General features: G+C 52.8%; 14 protein-coding genes. 6 read left to right on the forward strand and 8 right to left on the reverse strand.

Annotation, left to right across the window (positions count from 1 at the left end; all coding sequences use genetic code 11):
• Positions 1–130 precede the first annotated feature (130 nt).
• On the forward strand, positions 131–628 hold the full coding sequence (gene eco / locus QNN86_RS02230; protein WP_182270837.1) for a serine protease inhibitor ecotin: 498 nt from the start codon (positions 131–133) through the stop codon (positions 626–628).
• Positions 629–721: 93 nt separating this feature from the next.
• On the opposite strand, the gene mqo is transcribed toward eco, so the two are convergent.
• Positions 722–2,383 carry a malate dehydrogenase (quinone) gene (gene mqo, locus QNN86_RS02235; RefSeq protein ID WP_279278104.1) on the reverse strand — a complete coding sequence of 554 codons (1,662 nt, stop codon included), beginning with the start codon at positions 2,381–2,383 and terminating at the stop codon, positions 722–724.
• 279 nt (positions 2,384–2,662) lie between these two features.
• Between mqo and QNN86_RS02240 the strand changes: the two genes are divergently transcribed.
• Positions 2,663–3,910, forward strand: coding sequence for a SulP family inorganic anion transporter (locus QNN86_RS02240; RefSeq protein ID WP_182269516.1), 1,248 nt, complete (start codon positions 2,663–2,665; stop codon positions 3,908–3,910).
• On the opposite strand, the gene mgtE is transcribed toward QNN86_RS02240, so the two are convergent.
• The 6 genes from mgtE to QNN86_RS02270 all read right to left on the reverse strand — a co-directional run bounded on the left by mgtE (position 3,873) and on the right by QNN86_RS02270 (position 11,200).
• Positions 3,873–5,309, reverse strand: coding sequence for a magnesium transporter (mgtE, locus tag QNN86_RS02245; protein WP_414210559.1), 1,437 nt, complete (start codon positions 5,307–5,309; stop codon positions 3,873–3,875). The genes QNN86_RS02240 and mgtE overlap by 38 nt on opposite strands.
• 105 nt (positions 5,310–5,414) lie before the next feature.
• Positions 5,415–7,058: a multidrug ABC transporter permease/ATP-binding protein gene (locus tag QNN86_RS02250; RefSeq protein ID WP_181617396.1), complete on the reverse strand. Its 1,644-nt coding sequence runs from the start codon at positions 7,056–7,058 to the stop codon at positions 5,415–5,417.
• A 75-nt stretch (positions 7,059–7,133) separates the two neighbouring features.
• On the reverse strand, positions 7,134–7,784 hold the full coding sequence (gene alkB, locus QNN86_RS02255) for a DNA oxidative demethylase AlkB (protein ID WP_182269514.1): 651 nt from the start codon (positions 7,782–7,784) through the stop codon (positions 7,134–7,136).
• Positions 7,784–8,848, reverse strand: a complete 1,065-nt coding sequence (ada, locus tag QNN86_RS02260; protein ID WP_414210560.1) for a bifunctional DNA-binding transcriptional regulator/O6-methylguanine-DNA methyltransferase Ada — start codon at positions 8,846–8,848, stop codon at positions 7,784–7,786. The genes alkB and ada overlap by 1 nt, the downstream gene beginning before the upstream one ends.
• A gap of 79 nt (positions 8,849–8,927) precedes the next feature.
• Complete coding sequence (gene apbE / locus QNN86_RS02265; RefSeq protein WP_181617399.1) at positions 8,928–9,983, reverse strand: FAD:protein FMN transferase ApbE; 1,056 nt, start codon at positions 9,981–9,983, stop codon at positions 8,928–8,930.
• A gap of 116 nt (positions 9,984–10,099) precedes the next feature.
• Complete coding sequence (locus tag QNN86_RS02270; protein WP_181617400.1) at positions 10,100–11,200, reverse strand: porin OmpC; 1,101 nt, start codon at positions 11,198–11,200, stop codon at positions 10,100–10,102.
• 741 nt (positions 11,201–11,941) lie between these two features.
• On the opposite strand from QNN86_RS02270, the gene rcsD reads away from it, so the two are divergent.
• A complete protein-coding gene (gene rcsD, locus QNN86_RS02275) occupies positions 11,942–14,611 on the forward strand; it encodes a phosphotransferase RcsD (RefSeq protein ID WP_414210561.1) in 2,670 nt (889 codons plus the stop codon).
• Positions 14,612–14,627: 16 nt separating this feature from the next.
• Positions 14,628–15,278, forward strand: coding sequence for a response regulator transcription factor RcsB (gene rcsB, locus QNN86_RS02280; RefSeq protein WP_045445418.1), 651 nt, complete (start codon positions 14,628–14,630; stop codon positions 15,276–15,278).
• A gap of 114 nt (positions 15,279–15,392) precedes the next feature.
• Here the strand turns inward: rcsB and rcsC are convergent, their stop codons facing one another.
• Complete coding sequence (rcsC, locus tag QNN86_RS02285) at positions 15,393–18,239, reverse strand: two-component system sensor histidine kinase RcsC (RefSeq protein ID WP_414210562.1); 2,847 nt, start codon at positions 18,237–18,239, stop codon at positions 15,393–15,395.
• Positions 18,240–18,406: 167 nt separating this feature from the next.
• On the opposite strand from rcsC, the gene atoS reads away from it, so the two are divergent.
• Together atoS and atoC are read left to right on the forward strand one after the other, a co-directional pair.
• A complete protein-coding gene (gene atoS, locus QNN86_RS02290; protein ID WP_414210563.1) occupies positions 18,407–20,245 on the forward strand; it encodes a two-component system sensor histidine kinase AtoS in 1,839 nt (612 codons plus the stop codon).
• Entirely contained in the window at positions 20,242–21,627 is a 1,386-nt protein-coding gene (gene atoC, locus QNN86_RS02295; protein WP_414210564.1) for an acetoacetate metabolism transcriptional regulator AtoC, read from the forward strand. The genes atoS and atoC overlap by 4 nt, the downstream gene beginning before the upstream one ends.
• Positions 21,628–21,652 lie beyond the last annotated feature (25 nt).

Here is a 21,652-nt window from a genome sequence, read left to right on the forward strand (position 1 = left end):
TTTAACAATTAAACACTCAACCAATGCACTTTAAATATAAGTAAATTTAGATTAATAGCGCATGTGAATATGCTAACCTGCGACAAACACGTTCAGAAGACAGAAGAAAGGAAACACTGTGAACAATAAGATGAAGACCATCGTCCCTGCCATCCTGCTAGCCACGTTTGCCAGCACCTCTGCATGGGCAGCAACCAGTGATACTCCCGATCAGCCGCTGGAAAAAGTCGCCCCGTATCCGAAAGCAGACAAAGGGATGAAACGCCAGGTTATCCAGCTTACTCCTGAGAATGATGAATCTACTCTCAAGGTAGAACTGCTGATCGGCCAAACGCTGGAGGTTGACTGCAACCAGCATCGCCTGGGCGGAGAACTGGACAGCAAAACGCTGGAAGGTTGGGGTTACGACTACTACGTAGTCGACAAAGTTACCTCTCCGGTGTCAACCATGATGGCCTGCCCGGACGGCAAGAAAGAGAAGAAGTTTATTACCGCTCATTTGGGTGACGACGGTATGTTGCGTTACAACAGCAAATTACCGATTGTGGTCTACACCCCGGAAAACGTAGAAGTAAAATACCGTATCTGGAAAGCAGAAGAGAAGATTCAGGACGCAGTCGCGCGATAAATGAGAATGTGCCGGATGGCGGCGTACCGCCTTATCCGGCCTACGTGTAGCGTGCTGTAGGCCGGATAAGCGCAGCGCCATCCGGCATTTTATTTACAGTGCGATATCCGCAACCGCTTTCTGCTCTGGCTGCGGTTGAGCCTGAGGTTTTAACTGCGGTTGAGGCGTTTCATCAGCCACCTGCGGTTTATCGTATTTCAGACCCAGAACGCCACTGGTGTACTGCAGCTCTTGTTCCGTGGCCTCGACGTTACCGTTCAGCTTGGTGCCGTAAGACGGAATAATCGTTTTCAGCTTCGCCTGCCATTGCGGGCTGGCGACTTTATCTTTAAACACTTTTTCCATCAGATGCAGCATGATCGGTGCCGCCGTTGACGCGCCCGGTGATGCACCCAACAGTGCGGCAATCGTGCCGTCTTTGTCGCTCACCACTTCGGTCCCCAGACGCAGCACGCCGCCCTTGTCTTCATCACTTTTGATGATTTGCACGCGCTGGCCAGCCTGCCACAAACGCCAGTCTTCTTTCTTCGCCTGCGGGTAGTATTCCTGCAGCGCAGCAAAACGGTCGTCGTCGCTGAGCATCACCTGGCTGACCAGATATTTCACCAGATCGAAGTTATCCAGACCCACATTCATCATCGGCATAACGTTCGAGGTGGTGGTAGAACTCAGCAGATCCCACAATGAACCGTTTTTCAGGAACTTGGTGGAGAAGGTCGCAAACGGCCCGAACAGCACCACGCGTTTACCATCCAGAACGCGGGTATCAATATGCGGAACGGACATTGGCGGTGCGCCGACAGAAGCCTGACCGTAAACCTTCGCCAGATGGCGATTCACCACATCCGGGTTTTCCGCCACCAGGAACTGGCCGCCAACCGGGAATCCGCCGTAGCCTTTCGCTTCCGGGATGTCGGTTTCCTGCAACAGTTTCAGCGCAGCGCCACCGGCGCCGATAAAGACAAACTTCGCCTTGATGTCGCGTTCCGCTGCGTTGTTTTTCAGATCGGCAACCGTGACGGTCCAGCTGTTATCGGCGTTACGCTTAAAGCCCCGTACTTCAGTACTGAGTTGCAGCGCAAAATTAGGCTTTTTCTGTAACGAGGCGATCAGCTGGCGTGTAATTTCGCCATAGTTGACGTCAGTCCCAATCTCGGTACGCGTTGCCGCCACTTTCTGGTTTGGATCGCGTCCTTCCATCACCAACGGCGCCCACTCTTTGATCTGGGCGTGATCTTCGGAGTAACGCATGCCACGGAACAGCGAACTTTGCTGCAGGGCTTTATAACGCGCACGCAGGAAGTTGACGTTCTCATCACCCCAGACAAAGCTCATATGTGGCACGGTGGTGATAAATGAACGCGGGTCATGCATCACGTCGTTGTTGACCTGATAGGCCCAAAACTGGCGGGAAATCTGGAAGGCTTCGTTAATTTCAACGGCCTTTTCAATGCTGATGGTACCGTCGGCTTTTTTCGGCGTGTAGTTTAATTCCATCAGAGCAGAGTGGCCCGTACCGGCGTTGTTCCAGCCGTTTGAACTCTCCTCGGCCACACCATCCAGTCGCTCAACCATGGTCATTGACCAATTGGGTTCCAGCTCCTGTAAATAAGTGCCTAACGTGGCGCTCATGATGCCGCCGCCAATTAGCAGTACATCCGTTTCCTGCTCTTCCGTCGCTTTCGCTTGTGCCGCCATAGAGACAACGTTCAGCCCTAACGCCATGGTGAAGAGCATGGCTGTCACTTTTTTCATCATGTTAATGCCTTACTTTTAGTATCGCTTTTTCGCTTTTATTGCAGGTGAAAATATTGCGGGTTAACGGTAACACTTAAGTAAAAAATAATAAAATATTGTTTATAATTTATGTTTAAATTTTAAAAATGTTATTAATAGGTTGATTCTTTATACGGTTATTGACAATCATTTCTGGAAACCTGCCCGTCAGGCGGGTACTATGCAGCGCTTTGCTATTCACCGCACGGATGCCTGCCGGTCTGCTGTTATCAGGCCATTTCTGACCTGAGAGTAACTATGTCTGCAACTCATTCATCCCCTGCCGCTGTGGCGGAACATTCCGTCGGCGTTGTGCTGCGTCAACCCCGCCTGCTGATGCGCGAAACGCTGGCCGGCGTGGTCACAGCGCTGGCGCTTATCCCGGAAGTGATCTCCTTTTCTGTCATCGCCGGCGTGGACCCTAAAGTCAGCCTGATAGCCTCGGTTGTCCTGTGCCTGGCAATGTCCTTCTTAGGCGGACGTCCGGCCATGGTGACCGCCGCTGCCGGATCGGTGGCGCTGGTGATTGGCCCAATGGTGCATCAGCACGGCGTACAGTACATCCTGCCAGCCGTGGTGCTGGCCGGGGTTATCCAAATCCTGTTTGGCGTATTGGGGATGGCGCGTCTGATGCGTTTTATCCCAACAGCCGTGATGACCGGTTTTGTTAACGCGCTGGGCATCTTGATCTTCTTTGCACAGGTTCCGCACTTCTGGAGTAAAAGCCCGTTGATTTGGGGCCTGTTTGTTCTGACGCTGCTGATTGTGCTGTGGGTACCGCGGTTTATTAAAAGCATTCCCGCGCCACTGATTGCCATCGTGCTGCTGACGGTCTTCACCGTAACCAGCGGGCAGCTGTTGCCGACCGTCGGTGACGAAGGCGCAATGGGCGGTGGATTACCCGGATTCACGCAGCTATTCGTGCCGCTCAATCTGCACACGCTGGCCATTATCTGGCCCTGCGCGCTGAGTATCGCTTTTGTCGGCTTGATGGAGTCTCTGCTCACTGCCCGACTGGTTGACGATCTGACGGTCACGCCGTCGAATAAGAATCGCGAGAGTACCGGACTGGGGATAGCCAATATTCTGGCCGGTTTTTATGGCGGCATCGCCGGATGCGCGATGATTGGTCAAACGATTGTTAACGTTGAGATGGGTAAAGGACGCAGCCGTGTTTCCACCTTTGCCGCCGGGCTGGTATTGCTGCTGTTGGTCACCGCGTTAAGCGAGGTGATGGCGAAAATACCCATGTCGGTACTGGCAGGGATTATGGTGATTGTGGCGGTGAAAACCTTCAGCTGGCACAGCATCCAGCCCGCAACACTGGCGAAAATGCCGGTCAGCGAAACGCTGGTGATGCTGATTACCGTTGCCGCAACGGTGTCGACCGGCAACCTGGCTATTGGCGTGGTTGCCGGGGTATTGACGATGCTGGTCCTGCCGCGCATCGTCAGAGGCAAACGCCCGACTACACCAAAAACAGCGTCGCCAGACCGAGAAAAATAAAGAACCCGCCGGTGTCGGTGATGGCGGTGATCATCACGCTTGAGCCGATCGCCGGGTCGCGCCCCAGCTTGACCATAGTCATTGGAATAATCACCCCCATCAGCGCTGCCATTAACAGATTAAGCATCATCGCCAGGGTCATCACGCCGCCGAGCGCCATGTCATCGTACAACCACCAGGTGATGCCGCCCATAATCCCGCCCCAGACCAGCCCGTTAATCACCGCCACGCCCATTTCACGCAGGATCAGAAACGTCAGGTTTCCTGGCTGAATGTTTTGCAGCGCCAGCGCGCGAACAATCATGGTGATGGTCTGATTACCGGTATTGCCGCCAATCCCCGCCACGATGGGCATGAGCGAGGCCAGCGCCACCAGCTGTGAAATCGTGTGTTCAAAACCGTCAATGACGCGCGAGGCGATAAACGCGGTACAGAGATTGACGGCCAGCCAGGCCCAACGGGTTTTTACCGCTTTGGTAACCGGGGCAAAGACATCTTCTCCGGCGCTTAAGCCCCCCATCCGGCGCAGATCGGTGTCCGTTTCTTCATACACCACATCGACGATCTCATCGATGGTTAAACGCCCCATCAGCTTGCCGGTTGGGTCCACCACCGCCGCACTGACCAGGTTATCACGTTCAAAGGTACGCGCGGCGTGCTCGGCGATATCTTCCGGGGAAAAGGTCAGCGGATCGTCTTCCATCACCTCACTGACTTTGCGCTGCACGTCGTTCAGCAGAATGCAGGTTAACGTCAGCTCGCCCACCAGTACTTTATTGCGGTCGGTGACGAAGAGTTTATCGGTGTTCTCCGGCATTTTACCCAGCCGTCGCAAGTAGCGCTGTACCACCTCCAGCGTCACGTCCGGGCGCACGGTAATGACCTCGAACTCCATGATCGCACCGACGCGGTTCTTCTCGTAGTGCATCACCTGGCGTACGCGCGCCCGCTCTTCCGCCGGTAACGTCGCCAGCAGTCGACCAGTCAGGTTACGCGGTAAATGCTGCACGACGTAAATCTGCTCGTCGATGTCGAGGTATTGCAGCGCGTCGAGCAATTCCCTGTCCGACATTTCATCGATCAGATCGTCCCAGACGTTTTCAGACGCCTCCAGCAGCACATAACCACGCTTGTCGCTTTGGATCAGTCGCCATAGCGCGTGACGTTCTTCGGAGGGTAAGGCTTCGAGGGTATCGGCCAGATCGGGTGGCGGCAAATGCGCCACCAGCGCCCCTACCTCAGCAATATCGTCGGCCAGCGTACCGACATCATATTGCTCAGCCAGGGTAAGCTTGCCCAACAACGTTGAAATAATGGCTTTATCAGTGGTCAGCAGCCAGATCAGGCGGGCACGTTCTTCATCACGTAGCCTGGCGCTGTTTTTGTGTATTACGGACATTAATCATAAATCCATGATATGAAATATCATTAATCATGATGCCGAATTATGTAAATAACAATAAACGAAGCCGCCGGATGAACAAAAAACCGGCGGTTGGTTGGGTTACGCTGTGCGAGCTACGGCATCTCGCGAGGCAGCATCGCGATCGTCGCCCAGCAGCTCAGTCAGTTGGCCGTTGCGCATTTCAAGCAGGCGATCGGCATGAATAAAGTAGTGATCGTCATGGCTAATGGCGAAGATGGTTTTGCCCATCTCCTGCATCAGCGGTAGCAGCACCTGGTAGAATTCGCGACGGAAGTGCGGGTCCTGATCGGCAGCCCATTCATCCAGCAGAATAATGTCGCGTTCCTCGGCTAACGCCAGCAGCAGCGCCACGCGTTTTTTCTGCCCTTTCGACAGCTTAAGATTCAGAATGCGCCCGTCGTTCAGTTCCAGCTTGTGCGCCATCTGCAGATGTTCCAGCCACTTATCAACCAGCGCCGGGTTAGCGTCTTTGCCTTCCGGCCCCAGCAGTTTGTCGAACAGCCAGACGTCAGTAAACACGGCGGAGAACAGCTTGCGGTAGTCTTCGGGCTTGTCGACTGCCACCGCCTTACCGTCGAGCAGGATCTCGCCAGACTGCGGCTGGTATAACCCGGTCAGTAACATGGCCAGCGTGGATTTCCCGCTACCGTTACCGCCAATCAGGAAGATAAGCTCGCCACGGTGAATAGTCAGATTGACCGGCCCAACGGAGAAGGCATTGTCCTGATAGTGGAAAACCACGTCGCGTAACTCGAGCGTTTGCCAGTTCGGGAAGGCTGTAGGACGTGGGAATTCCGCCTTGAACGGTGCCAGGGAGAATTTATTCAGTTTATTGAACGCCACCTGGGCGGTGAGCAGCGTGGGCAGCGCACCAACGGCGGACAGCAGCGGCGTACGCAGGAATAACAGCGTCAGCGAATAGGTTGCCGCAACGTTGGTATCCGCCCAGCCGAGGCTGTTAGCCATCCAGAACACCAGGCCAATGGCACCCAACATCATAATGTTCGACCAGTTGACCGCGCTCAGGTGGAAGGTATCGGCGCGGATAATATGGTGGCGGTACTCTTTGGCATCCGGGACGTACAGTTGATTAAAAATATGCTCGGCGCGTTCACGGTTAAGGGTCAGCTCTTTGCGCCCTTCCAGCACCGTCTGGTAATCGTTGTACAACTTGTCTTCGGTTTCACGCAACGTGGCCATGTGTTTGTACACCCGCGCCACCAGCACGAATCCGCCCCAGATGGTGATCGCCATCCAGATTGCCGTCACCAGCAACATTTTGGTCGACAGCATCGCCAGATATGCCGCCGACCCGACGGTCAATATGATCCCCTGAACCAGCTCCGGCAGGCGGACAAAGGCGATGGTGATATTGCGGATATCGCTGGTTAAGCCCGCCAGCAACGCGGCGCTACCGAGCTGCTCGATGCGTTCGACGTGGGTATCCAGAATACGTTTGATAAATTCGCTACGCAGACGGTAGACAAAGTGGTGCCCCAGCGTGGTCAGCGCCAGCTGTGAGCCAAGGGTTACAATCATCAGCAGCAGCAGCAGGCCGAGAAACTCCGGCAGCACCATCAGCGTGGTGTCGACCGTTTCAATCAGGCGCTGGTTGATAAACGCAATCAGCCCAATTCCCAACGCAGCGCTGGCAAGGCTGAGCGCCATGACGCTGATAAATGGCCAGCGATACTGCCGCCAGACAAGAAGTAAAAGTTCCATGTGTTCAACCCGGACAAGTAATAACAGCCCGCAGTTTAAACATCTCCTCGCTTACGGCAATAATAATTCTTATTTTTATTCTTCTTTACATGCACGGCGAAAAGTCAGATTGTAACGGCAGTCGGTCGTCAACGGATGGTACCCCGTCTTAAGCGGCTGTATCCCATGATAAAACAAGCGCGATTTCCCGCCCCACACCACCACATCGCCGTGTTCCAGCAGCAGACGTTTTAACGGATCGCTACGCTTCAGACCACCAAACTGAAAGATTGCGGGCAGGCCCAACGAGACAGAAACGATAGGCGCTTGCAGGTCGGGTTCGTCTTTATCCTGATGCAATGACAGCTTTGCCCCTGGCGTGTAACGATTAATCAAACAGGCATCCGGTCGAAAATCGGGATAGCCTGCAGCGGTTGCCGCTTGTTGGCACAAATCGGTAAAGACCTCTGGCAAAGGCGGCCATGCGCACCCTGTCAGCGGATCGCTCGGTGAATAAAGGTAACCATGCTGATCGGTCGTCCAGCCCAATTGCCCGCAGTTGGTCATCGCCACCGACATCGTATACCCGCCGGGAGTCACCATCTGGCGAAACGGCGATTGTCTGACGACAACCGCCATTGCCTGTAATAAAGAAGGTGCAGCATCAAACGCAAAACGGCGCAAAATGACCGCGCCGGACGCCAGCGGCTCCTGCCAGGGTTTTGCCTGCGCAAAGAGATCGAGCATTATCTGTCCTCACCTGTGGTTTCACGTTGCAGCAGTTGCGCCTTGCGGGCGACGCCCCAGCGATAACCTGAAAGCGCGCCATCGCCGCGGATCACCCGATGACACGGGATCACAATCGCCAGCCTATTTGCCCCGCAGGCGCTCGCCACCGCGCGTACCGCTTTCGGTTTCCCCACGGCATTCGCCAGCTGCTGGTAGCTCACCGTTTCACCACAAGGAATATCGCGCAGCGCCTGCCACACTTGCTGCTGAAACGCGGTTCCGCGTATATCCAGAGGCAGTATCAGCGGGGTATTACGCGTGTTAATAACCGCGATCACCTCACGGACATGTTGCTGAAAATCGGTATCAGCAGGCATATCTTGTGCGGCAGGGAACAGTTCATGCAGCTCTGATACCAGCGTGGCGTCGTCGTCACCGAGTAAAATTGCACAGATACCGCGTTCGCTTTCCGCTACCAGGCAGCGGTCCAGTACGCAGTCCGCCACGGTATAGCGAATCGCCAGCTTATCGCCGCCTTGACGAAACTGCTTCGCCATCATGCCCAGCGCTCCATCCGCTTTACGGTAATAGCTGCTGCTGTCGGGGAAGCCGGCATTCAAAATCGCCTGGGTCACCGGTGCGCCTTTCGCTAGCGCGTCACGCAAACGCCTGACGCGCCAGGACTGCTGCCACGCTTTCGGCGTCATGCCCGTCGTAGCTTTAAACAGGCGATGTAAATGAAACGGGCTCATCGCCACTTGCTGGGCTAAAGCCTCCAGCGTGAGCGGCGACTCCTGCTCTAACAGCTGGCAGGCCAGGCTAATCTTCTCCAGCCTGTGCTGCTGCGCGTTGGCTTTATCCGGCTGACAGCGTTTACAGGGACGAAACCCTGCCGCTAACGCCTGCCCGACATCGGCAAAGAAACGGACATTCTTACGCAGCGCATGTTTGGCCCGACAGGACGGCCGACAAAAAATACCGGTGGTTTGCACAGCAAAAACAAACTGACCGTCGGCGTCGGCGTCACGCTGCAACACCGACTGCCAGCGCTCCTCATCGGTTACGCGACAAACATTTTTCATGATGGACTCCTTTGTTAAGCATAGCGCTTAGCCTTAGTGTGTCCGCATTGCAGAACGTAAAAACCCGCAATCTTGCTTTTTAATTTTTATCGCTGACCAGAAAGCTTTTGAACTGCGGCGACATCCAGGTTTTAAACCCCTCACCTTCTTTGACGATCATATAGACCGCCAGCCCTTCACGACGCACGACCTCTTTGGCTTTGTCAGTGCCAAGCACCATCAGCCCGGTATCCCAGCCGTCGGCTTCCAGCGCCGTTGGCGCAATCACCGTCACCGAGACCAGATTGTGCTCAATTGGCCGACCGGTTTGCGGATCGATAACATGCGACAAACGCTTACCGTCCAGTTCATAGTAATTGCGATAACTGCCAGACGTGCTGATGCCATGACCGTTAATATCGACAACCGCCTGCACCGCGTTTTCCCGATCGGTGGGCTTCTGGATCGCCACGCGCCACGGACGTCCCTCGGCGTTCATCCCCCGGCTGTTCAGCGCCCCACCAACGGACACCAGATAACGGGCGATCCCCTCCTGCTCCATCAGTCGGGCCAGATGATCGGCAGCATAACCTTCACCAACGGTAGAGAGATCGACATACAGATCCGCTAGATCTTTCTGCAGATAATTCTGCCGCGTGTCATTGATTACGGTCAGGTGCTGCAGCCCGGTTTGCGCTTTCGCGGCGTCAATCTGTGCCTGCGTGGGGATATGCAGCGGCTGCTGGTCCGGACCAAATCCCCACAGGTTAACCAACGGGCCGACGGTGATGTCCATCGCGCCATCGGTTTTCGCGCCAATGCGTAGCGCCGAGGTGATGATATCCGCCATGGCATCGTTAACCGGCCAGGGTGACAGGCTTTTCGACAGGTTAAAGCGCATCAGCGCAGAATCGTTTTTATAGGTAGAGAGCAGTTGATCGTCAGCATCAAGCTGCGTCTGGATCTTGGCCCGCAGTTCTTCGGCGCGTTTGGCATCGACATCCACCACGCTAACCCGCCAGAAGGTGCCCATGGTTTTGCCATCCAGGACGGTGGCGGCGGGGGGTGTGGTCTGAGCCGATTTTGGCGCGTTATCGCAACCAACGAAAAAGATCGTCGCAGCCAACAGGGCTACGCGGTAAAAATTCATATCCATACGTGATAATCCTCATGCGAACGGACGCAAGAGTACACCAAAAAGGGTTGCCTGTACGCCGGAATAACGGCATGAAAAAAGGCCCCGCAGGGCCTTTTAATAACAATGAACGCAGATTAGAACTGGTAAACCAGACCCAGCGCTACGATATCATCGGTAGAGATACCCGCATCACGGGTGAACTGGTTGTCATCCAGCAGGTTGATTTTGTAATCAACGTAGGTAGACATGTTTTTGTTGAAGTAGTAAGTCGCGCCAACATCAACATATTTCAGGATGTCTTCGTCACCATAACCACGACCCAGGTCTTTACCTTTGGACTGCAGGTAAGCCACGGACGGACGCAGACCGAAGTCGAACTGGTACTGTGCAACGGCTTCGAAGTTCTGCGCTTTGTTAGCCCAGCCTAAATCACCTGCACGCGTTGCGTTGTAGGTCTGGGTGTACTGTGCAGCCAGGTACACGTTGTTCGCGTCGTATTTCAGACCACCGGTGTAGGTTTCAGCACGGTCGCCAGTACCGAAGTTCAAACGGTTCTGCTCGTCAGTACGTTTGGAGCTGGTGACTGCGGTACCCAGCGCGAAGCCTTCACCGATATCATACGTGATCGATCCGCCAACACCGTCGCCATTCTGACGCAGTGCATCACGACCGTTGCCGGTCACTCCCGTCATGCCTTCGCCTTCCGGGCTACCGTTTTTACCCTGGTACTGAATGGCAAAGTTCAGACCATCAACCAGGCCGAAGAAATCGGTGTTACGGTAGGTCGCGAAGCCGTTACCACGCTGCTGCATGAAGTTGTCAGAACCGTAGGTGTCGCCGCCGAATTCCGGCAGAACGTCGGTCCAGGACGTTACATCGTAAACCACGCCGTAGTTACGACCGTAGTCGAAAGAACCGGCATCAGCGAATTTCAGACCTGCAAATGCCACACGGGTCCAGGAGTTGTTTTCGTTTTCAGAGGAGTTACCCATGATCTGGTATTCCCACTGGCCGTAACCGGTCAGTTGGTCGCTGACCTGAGTTTCGCCTTTGAAGCCGATACGCATATAGGTCTGATCACCATCTTTAGTAGAGTCATCAGAGAAATAGTGCAGACCATCGACTTTACCGTACAGGTCTAATTTGTTGCCGTCTTTGTTATAAATTTCAGCCGCATTTGCGGTACCTGCTACCAGCAGTGCTGGTACCAGGAGGGACAGTACTTTAACTTTCATGTTATTAACCCTCTGTTATATGCCTTTATTGCTTTTTTATGCCACTGCTCACTGGCTAACCCTCATTAACCAGTCGGCAACTTCATTCTCCGCAAAAACACAGAATAATCCAACACGAATATGATACTAAAACTTTTAAGGTGTTTCATTTATCTACACAGATGTTTCAAAATGTTAATATCAGGGAACTTTTTAAAAATCAAAAAATGAGCAAAATAAGCACGAATAGTCAAAAAACATACATATAGCAATATAAATCAATCAATTACATTGATAAAACTCATAGCACTGAATGACAAAACAAAATCTTCACTCGCAACTAAAATAGCCCTGCTATCATCATTAACTTTATTTATTACCGTCATTCATTCATGAATGTCTGTTTACCCCTATTTCAACCGAATGCACTGCGTTCGGTTTTTTTTTACCCTTCTTTACACAAAACTGGCTCTCCCGTGCTACCACGGAAAAACTATAACAACTATTAACTATTTCCCTGTGCATTAATCACACCTAAGCTTATCTAATAATTTCTTGTTATTTAATGCTAAATTCTTAGGTTCAAGATTTATATTTATACCTGACACTGCGGGTTGTACAGATTGACCACGCCTTGACGATGGCTACATGTGCGGTAAACACATGCCGCGCGTCCAATGCGGTGAGAGTATGGCAATTCATCCATTACCCTTTATACTGCCCCTTCATCTTAAGCATCGTTCTAACAGGTCTTAAACACGAATGAGTCAGTCAGACACAACGGCTTCTACCCGATTCTCCCTGCTTCCGGGAAGTATTACCCGTTTCTTCTTATTACTGATCGTTGTGCTGTTAGTGATGATGGGCGTGATGGTCCAGAGCGCGGTCAACACCTGGCTAAAAGATAAGAGCTATCAGATTGTCGATATCACGCATGCCATCCATAAACGAGTAGATACCTGGCGGTACGTCACGTGGCAAATTTATGACAATATTGCCGCCACCCCGCAATCCGCCACAGCGGATGGACTACAAGAAACCCGTTTGAAACAAGATATCTACTATCTTGAGAAACCACGCAGAAAGACCGAAGCGCTTATTTTTGGCTCGCATGACAGCTCAACGCTGGAGATGACCCAGCGTATCTCAACCTACCTGGATACCCTGTGGGGGGCCGAGAATGTCCCGTGGTCAATGTATTATCTCAATGGCCAGGACAACAGCCTGATCCTGATTTCGACGTTGCCACTGAAAGATCTGACCTCCGGCTTTAAAGAGTCGACGATTGGTAATATCGTCGATTCGCGCCGCGCAGAAATGCTACAGCAGGCCAATGCGCTGGATGAACGTGAAAGCTTCTCCTCGCTGCGCCGCCTGGTCTGGCAAAACGGCCATTACTTCACGCTGCGTACCACCTTTAATCAGCCGGGACATCTGGCCACCGTGGTGGCGTTTGACCTGCCCATTAATGATCTGATCCCGCCAGGCATGCCGCTGGACAGTTTTCATCTGGAACCTGATGCCACCTCAACGGTCGAGCACAGTAATGAAAAAGAGTCGCCTGACAGCGTCAGTATCAGCTTCAATAACGCCAAAATTGAGATTTCATCGGCGCTAAACTCAACGGATATGCGACTGGTCTGGCAGGTCCCGTTCGGTTCATTGCTGCTCGACACCTTGCAAAATATCCTGCTGCCGCTGTTGCTGAACATCGCATTGCTGGCACTGGCGTTGTTTGGCTATACCACCTTTCGCCACCTCCCTGCTCGCTCGACCGACGTGGCGCCAAATCTTGCCGCCAATAATGAATTACGCGTTTTGCGAGCAATCAACGAAGAGATTGTTTCACTGCTGCCGCTGGGCTTATTGGTGCACGACCAGGAAGCCAACCGTACGGTCATCAGCAATAAAATTGCCGACCACCTGCTGCCGCATTTGAATTTGCAAAATATTACCAGCATGGCGGAACAGCATCAGGGAGTAATCCAGGCCACCGTCAATAATGAGCTGTATGAAATCAGACTGTTTCGCAGCCAGATCTCACCGCGCACACAGATCTTTATTATTCGCGACCAGGACAAAGAAGTACTGGTGAATAAAAAACTGAAACAAGCCCAGCGCCTGTATGAGAAAAACCAGCAGGCCCGCGCCGCCTTTATGCAGAATATCGGCAATGCCCTGAAAGATCCGGCCAGAATACTGGCCGTTAATGCCGCCGCACTCAATACGCCTGACCGTCAAAAACTGGCAAATCAGGCCGATGTGCTGGTGCGAATGGTTGATGAAATTCAGTTGGCCAATATTCTCGAAAGCGACAGCTGGAAAAGCGAGTCCACGCTGTTCTCCGTTCAAACGTTAATTGATGAAGTGGTACCTGACGTTCTGCCGGTCATTAAACGCAAAGGCCTGCAGTTGCTGATTAAAAATAACCTCAGCGCCAGCGATGAACGCCGCGGCGACCGTGACGCCCTGCGCCGTATTCTGCTGCTGTTGATTCAATACGCGGTAACCACCACGCAAATTGGGAAAATTACCCTCGAAGTTGACCAGGATGAATCAGAGGCAGAGCGCCTGACCTTCCGTATTCTGGATACTGGTGAATGCGTAACGTTGAATGAAATTGATAATCTACACTTTCCGTTCATCAATGAAACGCAGGGCGATCGCTATGGCAAAGCCAACCCGCTGACGTTTTGGCTATGCGATCAGCTGGCCCGTAAACTGGGCGGGCACCTGAATATCAAAGCGCGTGAAGAACTTGGAACGCGTTATATCGTCCATGTTAAAATGCCGCTGCATGACCAACATGCTGACATTGAAGAGCGCCTGTTGGATGACGTCTGCGTGATGGTTGATGTCACCTCCAGTGAGGTACGTAGCATCGTATTACGTCAGCTAGAAAACTGGGGAGCCACCTGCATCACGCCCGATGAACGGTTGAGTAGTCAAGAATATGATCTCTTTTTAACTGATAATCCGTCTAATCTTACTGCCTCGGGCTTGCTTTTAAGCGATGATGAGTCTGGCGTACGCAAAATTGGCCCTGGCCAGCTGCGCGTCAACTTTAATATGAGCAATGCTATGCAGGAAGCTGTCCTCGAGCTAATAGAAGAGCAGCTGGCGCAGGAAGAGATCCAGGAAATCCCCCTCGGCGGAGATGAAAACGCCGAACTTCATGCCAGTGGTTACTATGCACTCTTTGTAGACACAGTACCGGATGATGTTAAGAGGTTGTATACTGAGGCGGAAACCAGCGATTTCGCTGCGTTAGCCCAAACCGCCCATCGCCTGAAAGGCGTGTTTGCCATGCTTAATCTGGTACCCGGCAAGCAGTTATGTGAAGCGCTGGAACATCTTATTCAAGAAAAAGATGCTCCAGGTATAGAAAAATACATCAGCGACATTGACGCTTACGTCAAGAGCTTGCTGTAGCAAGGTAGCCCAATACATGAACACTATGAACGTAATTATTGCCGATGACCATCCGATTGTACTGTTCGGTATTCGTAAATCACTTGAGCAAATCGAATGGGTAAACGTTGTCGGCGAATTTGAAGACTCCACTGCACTGATCAACAATTTGCCGAAATTAGACGCGCATGTGTTGATAACCGATCTCTCTATGCCGGGAGATAAATACGGTGACGGGATCACGTTAATTAAATACATCAAGCGCCATTTCCCGAGCCTGTCGATCATCGTCCTGACCATGAACAACAACCCGGCGATCCTCAGCGCGGTGCTGGATCTCGACATTGAAGGGATCGTGCTGAAACAAGGTGCGCCCACGGATCTGCCAAAAGCACTGGCGGCGCTGCAAAAAGGCAAGAAATTTACCCCAGAAAGCGTTTCTCGTTTGCTGGAGAAAATCAGTGCCAGCGGGTATGGTGACAAACGTCTTTCGCCGAAAGAGAGCGAAGTTCTGCGCCTGTTCGCGGAAGGTTTCCTGGTCACTGAAATCGCCAAAAAGCTCAACCGCAGCATTAAAACCATCAGTAGCCAGAAAAAGTCCGCGATGATGAAACTGGGCGTTGAAAACGATATCGCCCTGCTTAATTATCTCTCGTCCGTGACGCTAAGCCCGTCCGACAAAGACTGATTCCTTTTACCATCAACATGCCTGATGGCGCTACGTTTATCCGGCCTACGAACGATACCTCATTGAGGTATGTTCCGTAGGCCGGATAAGGAAAACGCCGCCATCCGGCATTTTTTATCCCCGCGTTTTTCTCACTCTTTCCGCATACACCGTCAGCGTCTGCTTCAGCACATCCAACGTCACCGGCTTGGATAAGCAACTATCCATCCCTGACTCCAGACAACGCTGCTTCTCTTCTGCCAGTGCATTCGCCGTTACGCCAACCACCGGCAGTGTGAGCCCCAGCTGACGAATGCGTTGCGTCAGGCGGTAACCGTCCATATTCGGCATGTTGACGTCGCTCAACACGATATCGATATGATTTTTACTCAGCACATTGAGTGCGTCTACACCATCATTGGCTGTTTTACACTGATACCCCAACGATCCCAGCTGATCGGCCAACAAGCGGCGGTTGATCGGATGATCGTCAACCACCAGAATCATCATGTCATCATAGGTATTGCCGAGTTTATCCGGCGCAGGCAGCGCGCTGGAGAGATTTTCATCCTCCAGCTCAACACGATATATATGCGCCAGCAGCGCAGGCAGCTCGTGCGGTGAGGCCACGCTGTGCACCCACTCACCCGGCGCTCTCTCCTGCGGAATGCCGATATGTCGGCGACAGAAAATCACCGCGGCGCGTCCCTGCCATGCCTGTTCCTGCTCATCATCGGCAATCAACACGTCATCAGCGTCGGGTTGCTGACCTTCATAGCGCAGCACCGTCATCCCGTTACGCGTCAGGCTGGCTTCGATAAAGCGATACAGTGAAGCGTTACGTACCGCCAGCCAGCAGCGGGTATTGGTCAGCCCTTCCACACTTTTCTTCAGTGGATACTGCGCACCATACAGTGGAATACGCACCGTAAACTGGCTGCCCATTCCGGGTTCGGAATCGACGGATATATCACCATCCATCATGCTGATCAGTTTTTCACAAATCGCCAGCCCCAATCCGGTTCCCTGGAAATTACGCTGAACCCCGGTGCCGACCTGAAAGAACGGATCGAACAGACGCACGACTTCTTTGGCCGGAATGCCCACGCCGGTATCACGTACGCGAATACTGAGATAATCACCATGACGCTGCACATGCAGCACAATGCAGCCGGTATCGGTGAACTTAATCGCATTGCTCAACAGATTAGAGATCACCTGCTGCAAACGCATGGGATCGCCATTCAACGCCACCGGCACATCCGGTTCGATGAAACAGTACAATCCCAGCTGCTTACGTACCACCAGCGGCAGATAGTTGGCCGTAATGTGGTTCATCACCTCGCGCGGTGAAAACTCACGCGGCTCAATCTTAAGCTGTTCAGATTCAATTTTTGAGAAGTCGAGAATATCGCTGATAATTTTCAGCAGCAGGCTTGAGGAGTTGTTCATCGCCGTGACCAACCGATCGACACCACTCGGCAACTCTTTGGTTTGCAGCAAATCCAGGTTGCCGATAATGCCGTACAGCGGCGTACGCAGCTCATGGCTGACCGTGGCGAGGAACATCGATTTAGACTGGCTAGCCTGCTCCGCTGCCTGCGCCATCTCCTGCAGCGACTCTTCCATTTTGACACGTGCGCTAACATCAACCAGTACGCAAATCGCCACGTTTTCATTGCGATAGCGCGAATGCACAAAGCTGATTTGCAGATTGGTATTATTGCTGGTGAGCACATCAACGAAATTAACCTGCTGACCGCATATGATCTGTGTGAGCCGCTGCCTGTCCTCGTGGGTCAACATATTCAGATAGGTATGCGCCAACTCGTTACTCAGGATGTTAATACCGTCGATAGTGCGCAGAATACAAATACCGACTGGCGCAGAGGCAACAATTTTACGGTTAAACTGTTCATGCTCTTCCAGACGCTGGGCATCGCTTTCCGCAGGGATAAAAATACGTCGCTCATACATACGTGTCAGCATAAACAGCGCCGCGCCCACCAGCACATTCAACAGAATAGCGTTGAGGATCAACAGGCGAATGCGTTCCAGCACCATGTCGACCGGGACGGAATACACAATACTGAGCGATGATGGCGGCAGATTTTTCTTCAGCACCAGCTCGCGAAAACCCGGCGTATAACCAAACCAGGAACGCTCCTGCATCCAACGCGGTTCAGCTTTGATCGTCCCCTCAGGGCCAGCCAGCGAAATCAGCGCGTGACCATTTTCATCAAGGATAGTCACGCCCATCGGCAGATTACCCGGCGTGAAGAAGTTTTCCATACGAATCGGCTGCTCAACGCCAAGCAGCGCCTGCAGGCGATTAGCCAGATACACCGGCGTCAGCGCATAAAAATAGCCCACGCCCGGACGCGGCCCCTGGCTTATCCAGAACAGGTTATTGCCGTTTTCGTCCTGCGGCGCATTGCGGTACTTAACGATGCGTTCATGCAACGCTTTCAACGCCTCATCGCGTTCAACGGACATATCACGCAGACCAAAGTTGGCCATACACAGGTTATCGCTGCCGATCAGAAACACGCGGTTTAAGTCATAGGCGGCGGAGAAATTGTCGCGCCAGTAGCGCATAAACCACGCCAGCGATTCCAGTGAACCACGCCAGGCGTTGCCCATCACCGCACAGTCGGAATCAGCAAACAACGGCTCAAAATTAGGCACAACGGTTTTGTCATCCCGCGCCCGCAGCGACATCACGCCGTTTTCCGCCGTTAAGCGGTTCTCTGCAATATATTTCAGCTCTTTGATCACATCAGACGTGCGCTGAATGTAGCGCTGCGCCTGATCGGAGCTAAGCGTAAACTCCTGACGGATCTCCGATTCTCGCTGATGCAGCGCATTCACAATGTAGAACACACTCGCAAAAGCAATCAGAAGCCAGACCAGCAGCGCCAGCGCTCTGAACAGGTAGCGTGAGACTTTTAGGGTTGCATGAACAGAAGCAAGGTATTTCAAAGGGGCGAAGCTCCGCCTCAGGGTATGAATAAGTGTGGTTAAGGTAGCGGTAAATGCCCGGCGTCGCAATGCCCTCTCTTTACGGGAATATGATACACCGCTGAGAAAACATTATCTTAACCTCTGATAATCGTCGTTTGACTTAAATACCTTGTACGGATGTCAGAATGCCCGACCTGAAATGGCTGACGCGTCGTTTAACCCCGCGACGTTTACGCAACCAAATGATCATGATGGCCATTCTGATGGTGACAGTACCGACGATATCCATTGGTTATATCGTAGAAACCGAAGGCCGTTCAGCAGTCTTATCTGAAAAAGAGAAAAAACTGTCATCAGTGTTAGCCCTGCTAAACGATGCCTTGGGCGATCGTTTTAGCGACTATGCAAATTTGCCGCGTGACGCGCGCATTCGTGCGCTTAATCAGGCGCTGGGCCCCATCACCGAGCGCATCACACAGGCGTTTCCCGGCGTGGGCGCGGGCTACTACCACAAAGCCCTCGATGCCGTGATCACCTACTCCCCTTCTGCGCTTTATCAGGGCAATGTGGGACTCACTATCTCACCTGACCACCCAGGACGTGACGTGATGAGCACCCAGTCGGCCATCGTCGTCTCAGGCCAACAGGTGCGCGGCGACATCCTTAATTCAATGCTACCGATCAAACGTCATGGTGAGGTTATTGGCTATATCTGGGCCAACGAACTGACGGAAGATATTCGCCAGCAAGCGAGAAAAATGGACGTCAGAATCGTCGCCGTGCTGGCGGCAGGACTGCTCATCAGCCTGCTGCTGATCGTGCTGTTCTCCCGCCGTCTCAGCGCCAATATCGACATCATCACCGACGGTCTGTTAACGCTGGGACAAAAGACGCCAACCCGACTGCCAGAATTGCCCGGCGAACTGGGGCAAATTAGCCGCAGCGTCAATGCGCTGGCGCAAACGCTGCTGGAAACCAAAACCCTTAACGATCTGATTATTGAAAACGCCGCCGACGGGGTGATTGCTATCGACAGACAGGGTGATGTCACCACGATGAACCCCGCAGCGGAACAAATTACCGGTTACACGTTGCATGAGTTAGTCGGGCAACCTTATGCCAGGATTTTTTCCAACACCCCATTTTCCAGCCCGGTGCTGGATACGCTGGAACATGGTACCGAACATGTCGCTCAGGAAGTCAGCTTTCCCGGACGCGACCGTGTCATTGAGATAAGCGTCACTTCCAGCCGGATCCATAATGCACACGGCGAACTGATCGGCGCATTGGTTTTCTTCTCCGATTTAACCGCCCGTAAAGAGACCCAGCGGCGACTGGCACAAACTGAGCGGCTTGCCACCCTCGGCGAACTGATGGCCGGCGTGGCTCATGAAGTGAGAAATCCGCTGACGGCAATCCGTGGTTATGTGCAGATTATCCGCCAACAAACGACCTTGCCGGCGCATCAGGAATATTTATCTGTGGTGCTGAACGAAATTGACTCAATCAACAGAGTAATTCAGCAACTGTTGGATTTTTCCCGTCCCCGACGCAGCAAATGGCAGCAGGTACAGCTCAATACGCTGATTACGGAGACGCTGATCCTGGTTCAAACCGCCGGTATTCAGGCGCGCATTAATTTTACCACCGAGTTACACCCCAACCTGCCAGCGATCGTTGCCGATCGCGAGTTACTTAAGCAGGTGATCCTCAACATTTTAATCAACGCGGTACAAGCCATCAGCGCACGCGGTGACATTAAGATCCGTACCTGGCAATACACGGCGTCACAACAGGCGGTGACCATCGAGGATAACGGCTGCGGCATCGATATTGCGCTGCAGAAAAAAATATTTGATCCGTTCTTCACCACCAAAGCCTCGGGAACAGGGCTTGGTCTGGCCCTCAGCCAGCGGATTATTAACGCCCATCAGGGCGATATTCGCGTCGCCAGCATGCCGGGCTGCGGTGCCACCTTCACCCTTATTTTACCGACTTATCCGCAGGAAACCCCGTCAGAATGAAAACCACCTACCGTATTCTCATCGTTGATGATGAAGCCAATGTTTGCCGTATGCTGACGACCGCGTTTTCCCTGCAAGGACATGAGACGCACAGCGCCTGCGACGGTGAGGCTGGCCTGACGCTGTTTAACGAAACGCAGCCTGACGTAGTGTTGATGGATATTCGTATGCCGGTTATGGACGGTATTGAGGCGCTAAAACGTATGCGTACGTGTCAACCGCGGATCCCCGTCATTCTGATGACCGCTTACGCCGAAGTTGAGACGGCGGTGGAAGCGTTACGCAGCGGCGCATTTGATTACGTGATCAAACCTTTCGATCTGGATGAGCTTAATCTGGTTATCCAGCGCGCGTTGCAGCTACAGGCGATGAAGCAGGAGATCCGCAACCTGCATAAAGCGCTAAGTACCAGCTGGCAATGGGGGCATATCCTGACCAACAGCCCGTTGATGATGGATATCTGTAAAGATACGGCGAAAATCGCCCTCTCGCAGGCCAGCGTGTTGGTAAGCGGTGAGAGCGGCACCGGAAAAGAGCTGATTGCCCGCGCCATTCATTACAACAGCCGACGCGCCAACGGTCCTTTTATCAAAATCAACTGCGCCGCCCTGCCGGAATCGTTACTGGAAAGCGAGCTGTTCGGTCATGAAAAGGGGGCGTTTACCGGGGCGCAAACGCTGCGCCAGGGTTTATTCGAACGCGCCCATCAGGGTACGCTTTTCCTTGATGAAATTGGCGAAATGCCACCAGGCCTGCAGGCGAAGCTGCTGCGCATTTTGCAGGAAAGAGAATTTGAACGCATCGGCGGGCATCAAACCATTCGCGTCGATATCCGCATTATCGCCGCCACCAACCGTAGCCTGCAAACAATGGTGAAAGCAGGCACTTTCCGCGAAGATCTGTTTTATCGTTTGAATGTCATCCACCTTCAGCTGCCACCGTTACGCGATCGGCGGGAAGATATCGCCCTGCTGGCCAACCATTTTTTACAAAAATTCAGTTCTGAGAATCAGCGCGATATCATCGATATCGACCCAACGGCAATGTCGATCCTCAGTGCCTGGTCGTGGCCGGGCAATATCCGTGAACTCTCCAATGTGATTGAACGCGCGGTGGTAATGAACACCGGCGCGGTGATTTTTGCCGACGATCTTCCCGACCAGTTCCGTTCACCCGTCAGCGCAACAACCGAAGTAAAACCCACTCAGACTGGGGAACGTAGCCTGAAAGAAGAAATTAAACGCGAGGAAAAACGGATCATCGTGGAGGTTCTTGAACAACAGGACGGCAACCGCACCCGCACGGCGCTGATGCTGGGTATCAGCCGACGCGCCCTGATGTATAAACTTCAAGAATATGACATCGACCCGACAGGGGTTTGAGACAGAAAGTTGCTATGCAGAATTT

The sequence above is a fragment of the Citrobacter sp. C348 genome (assembly GCF_047467975.1).
Taxonomy (GTDB): domain Bacteria; phylum Pseudomonadota; class Gammaproteobacteria; order Enterobacterales; family Enterobacteriaceae; genus Citrobacter; species Citrobacter gillenii.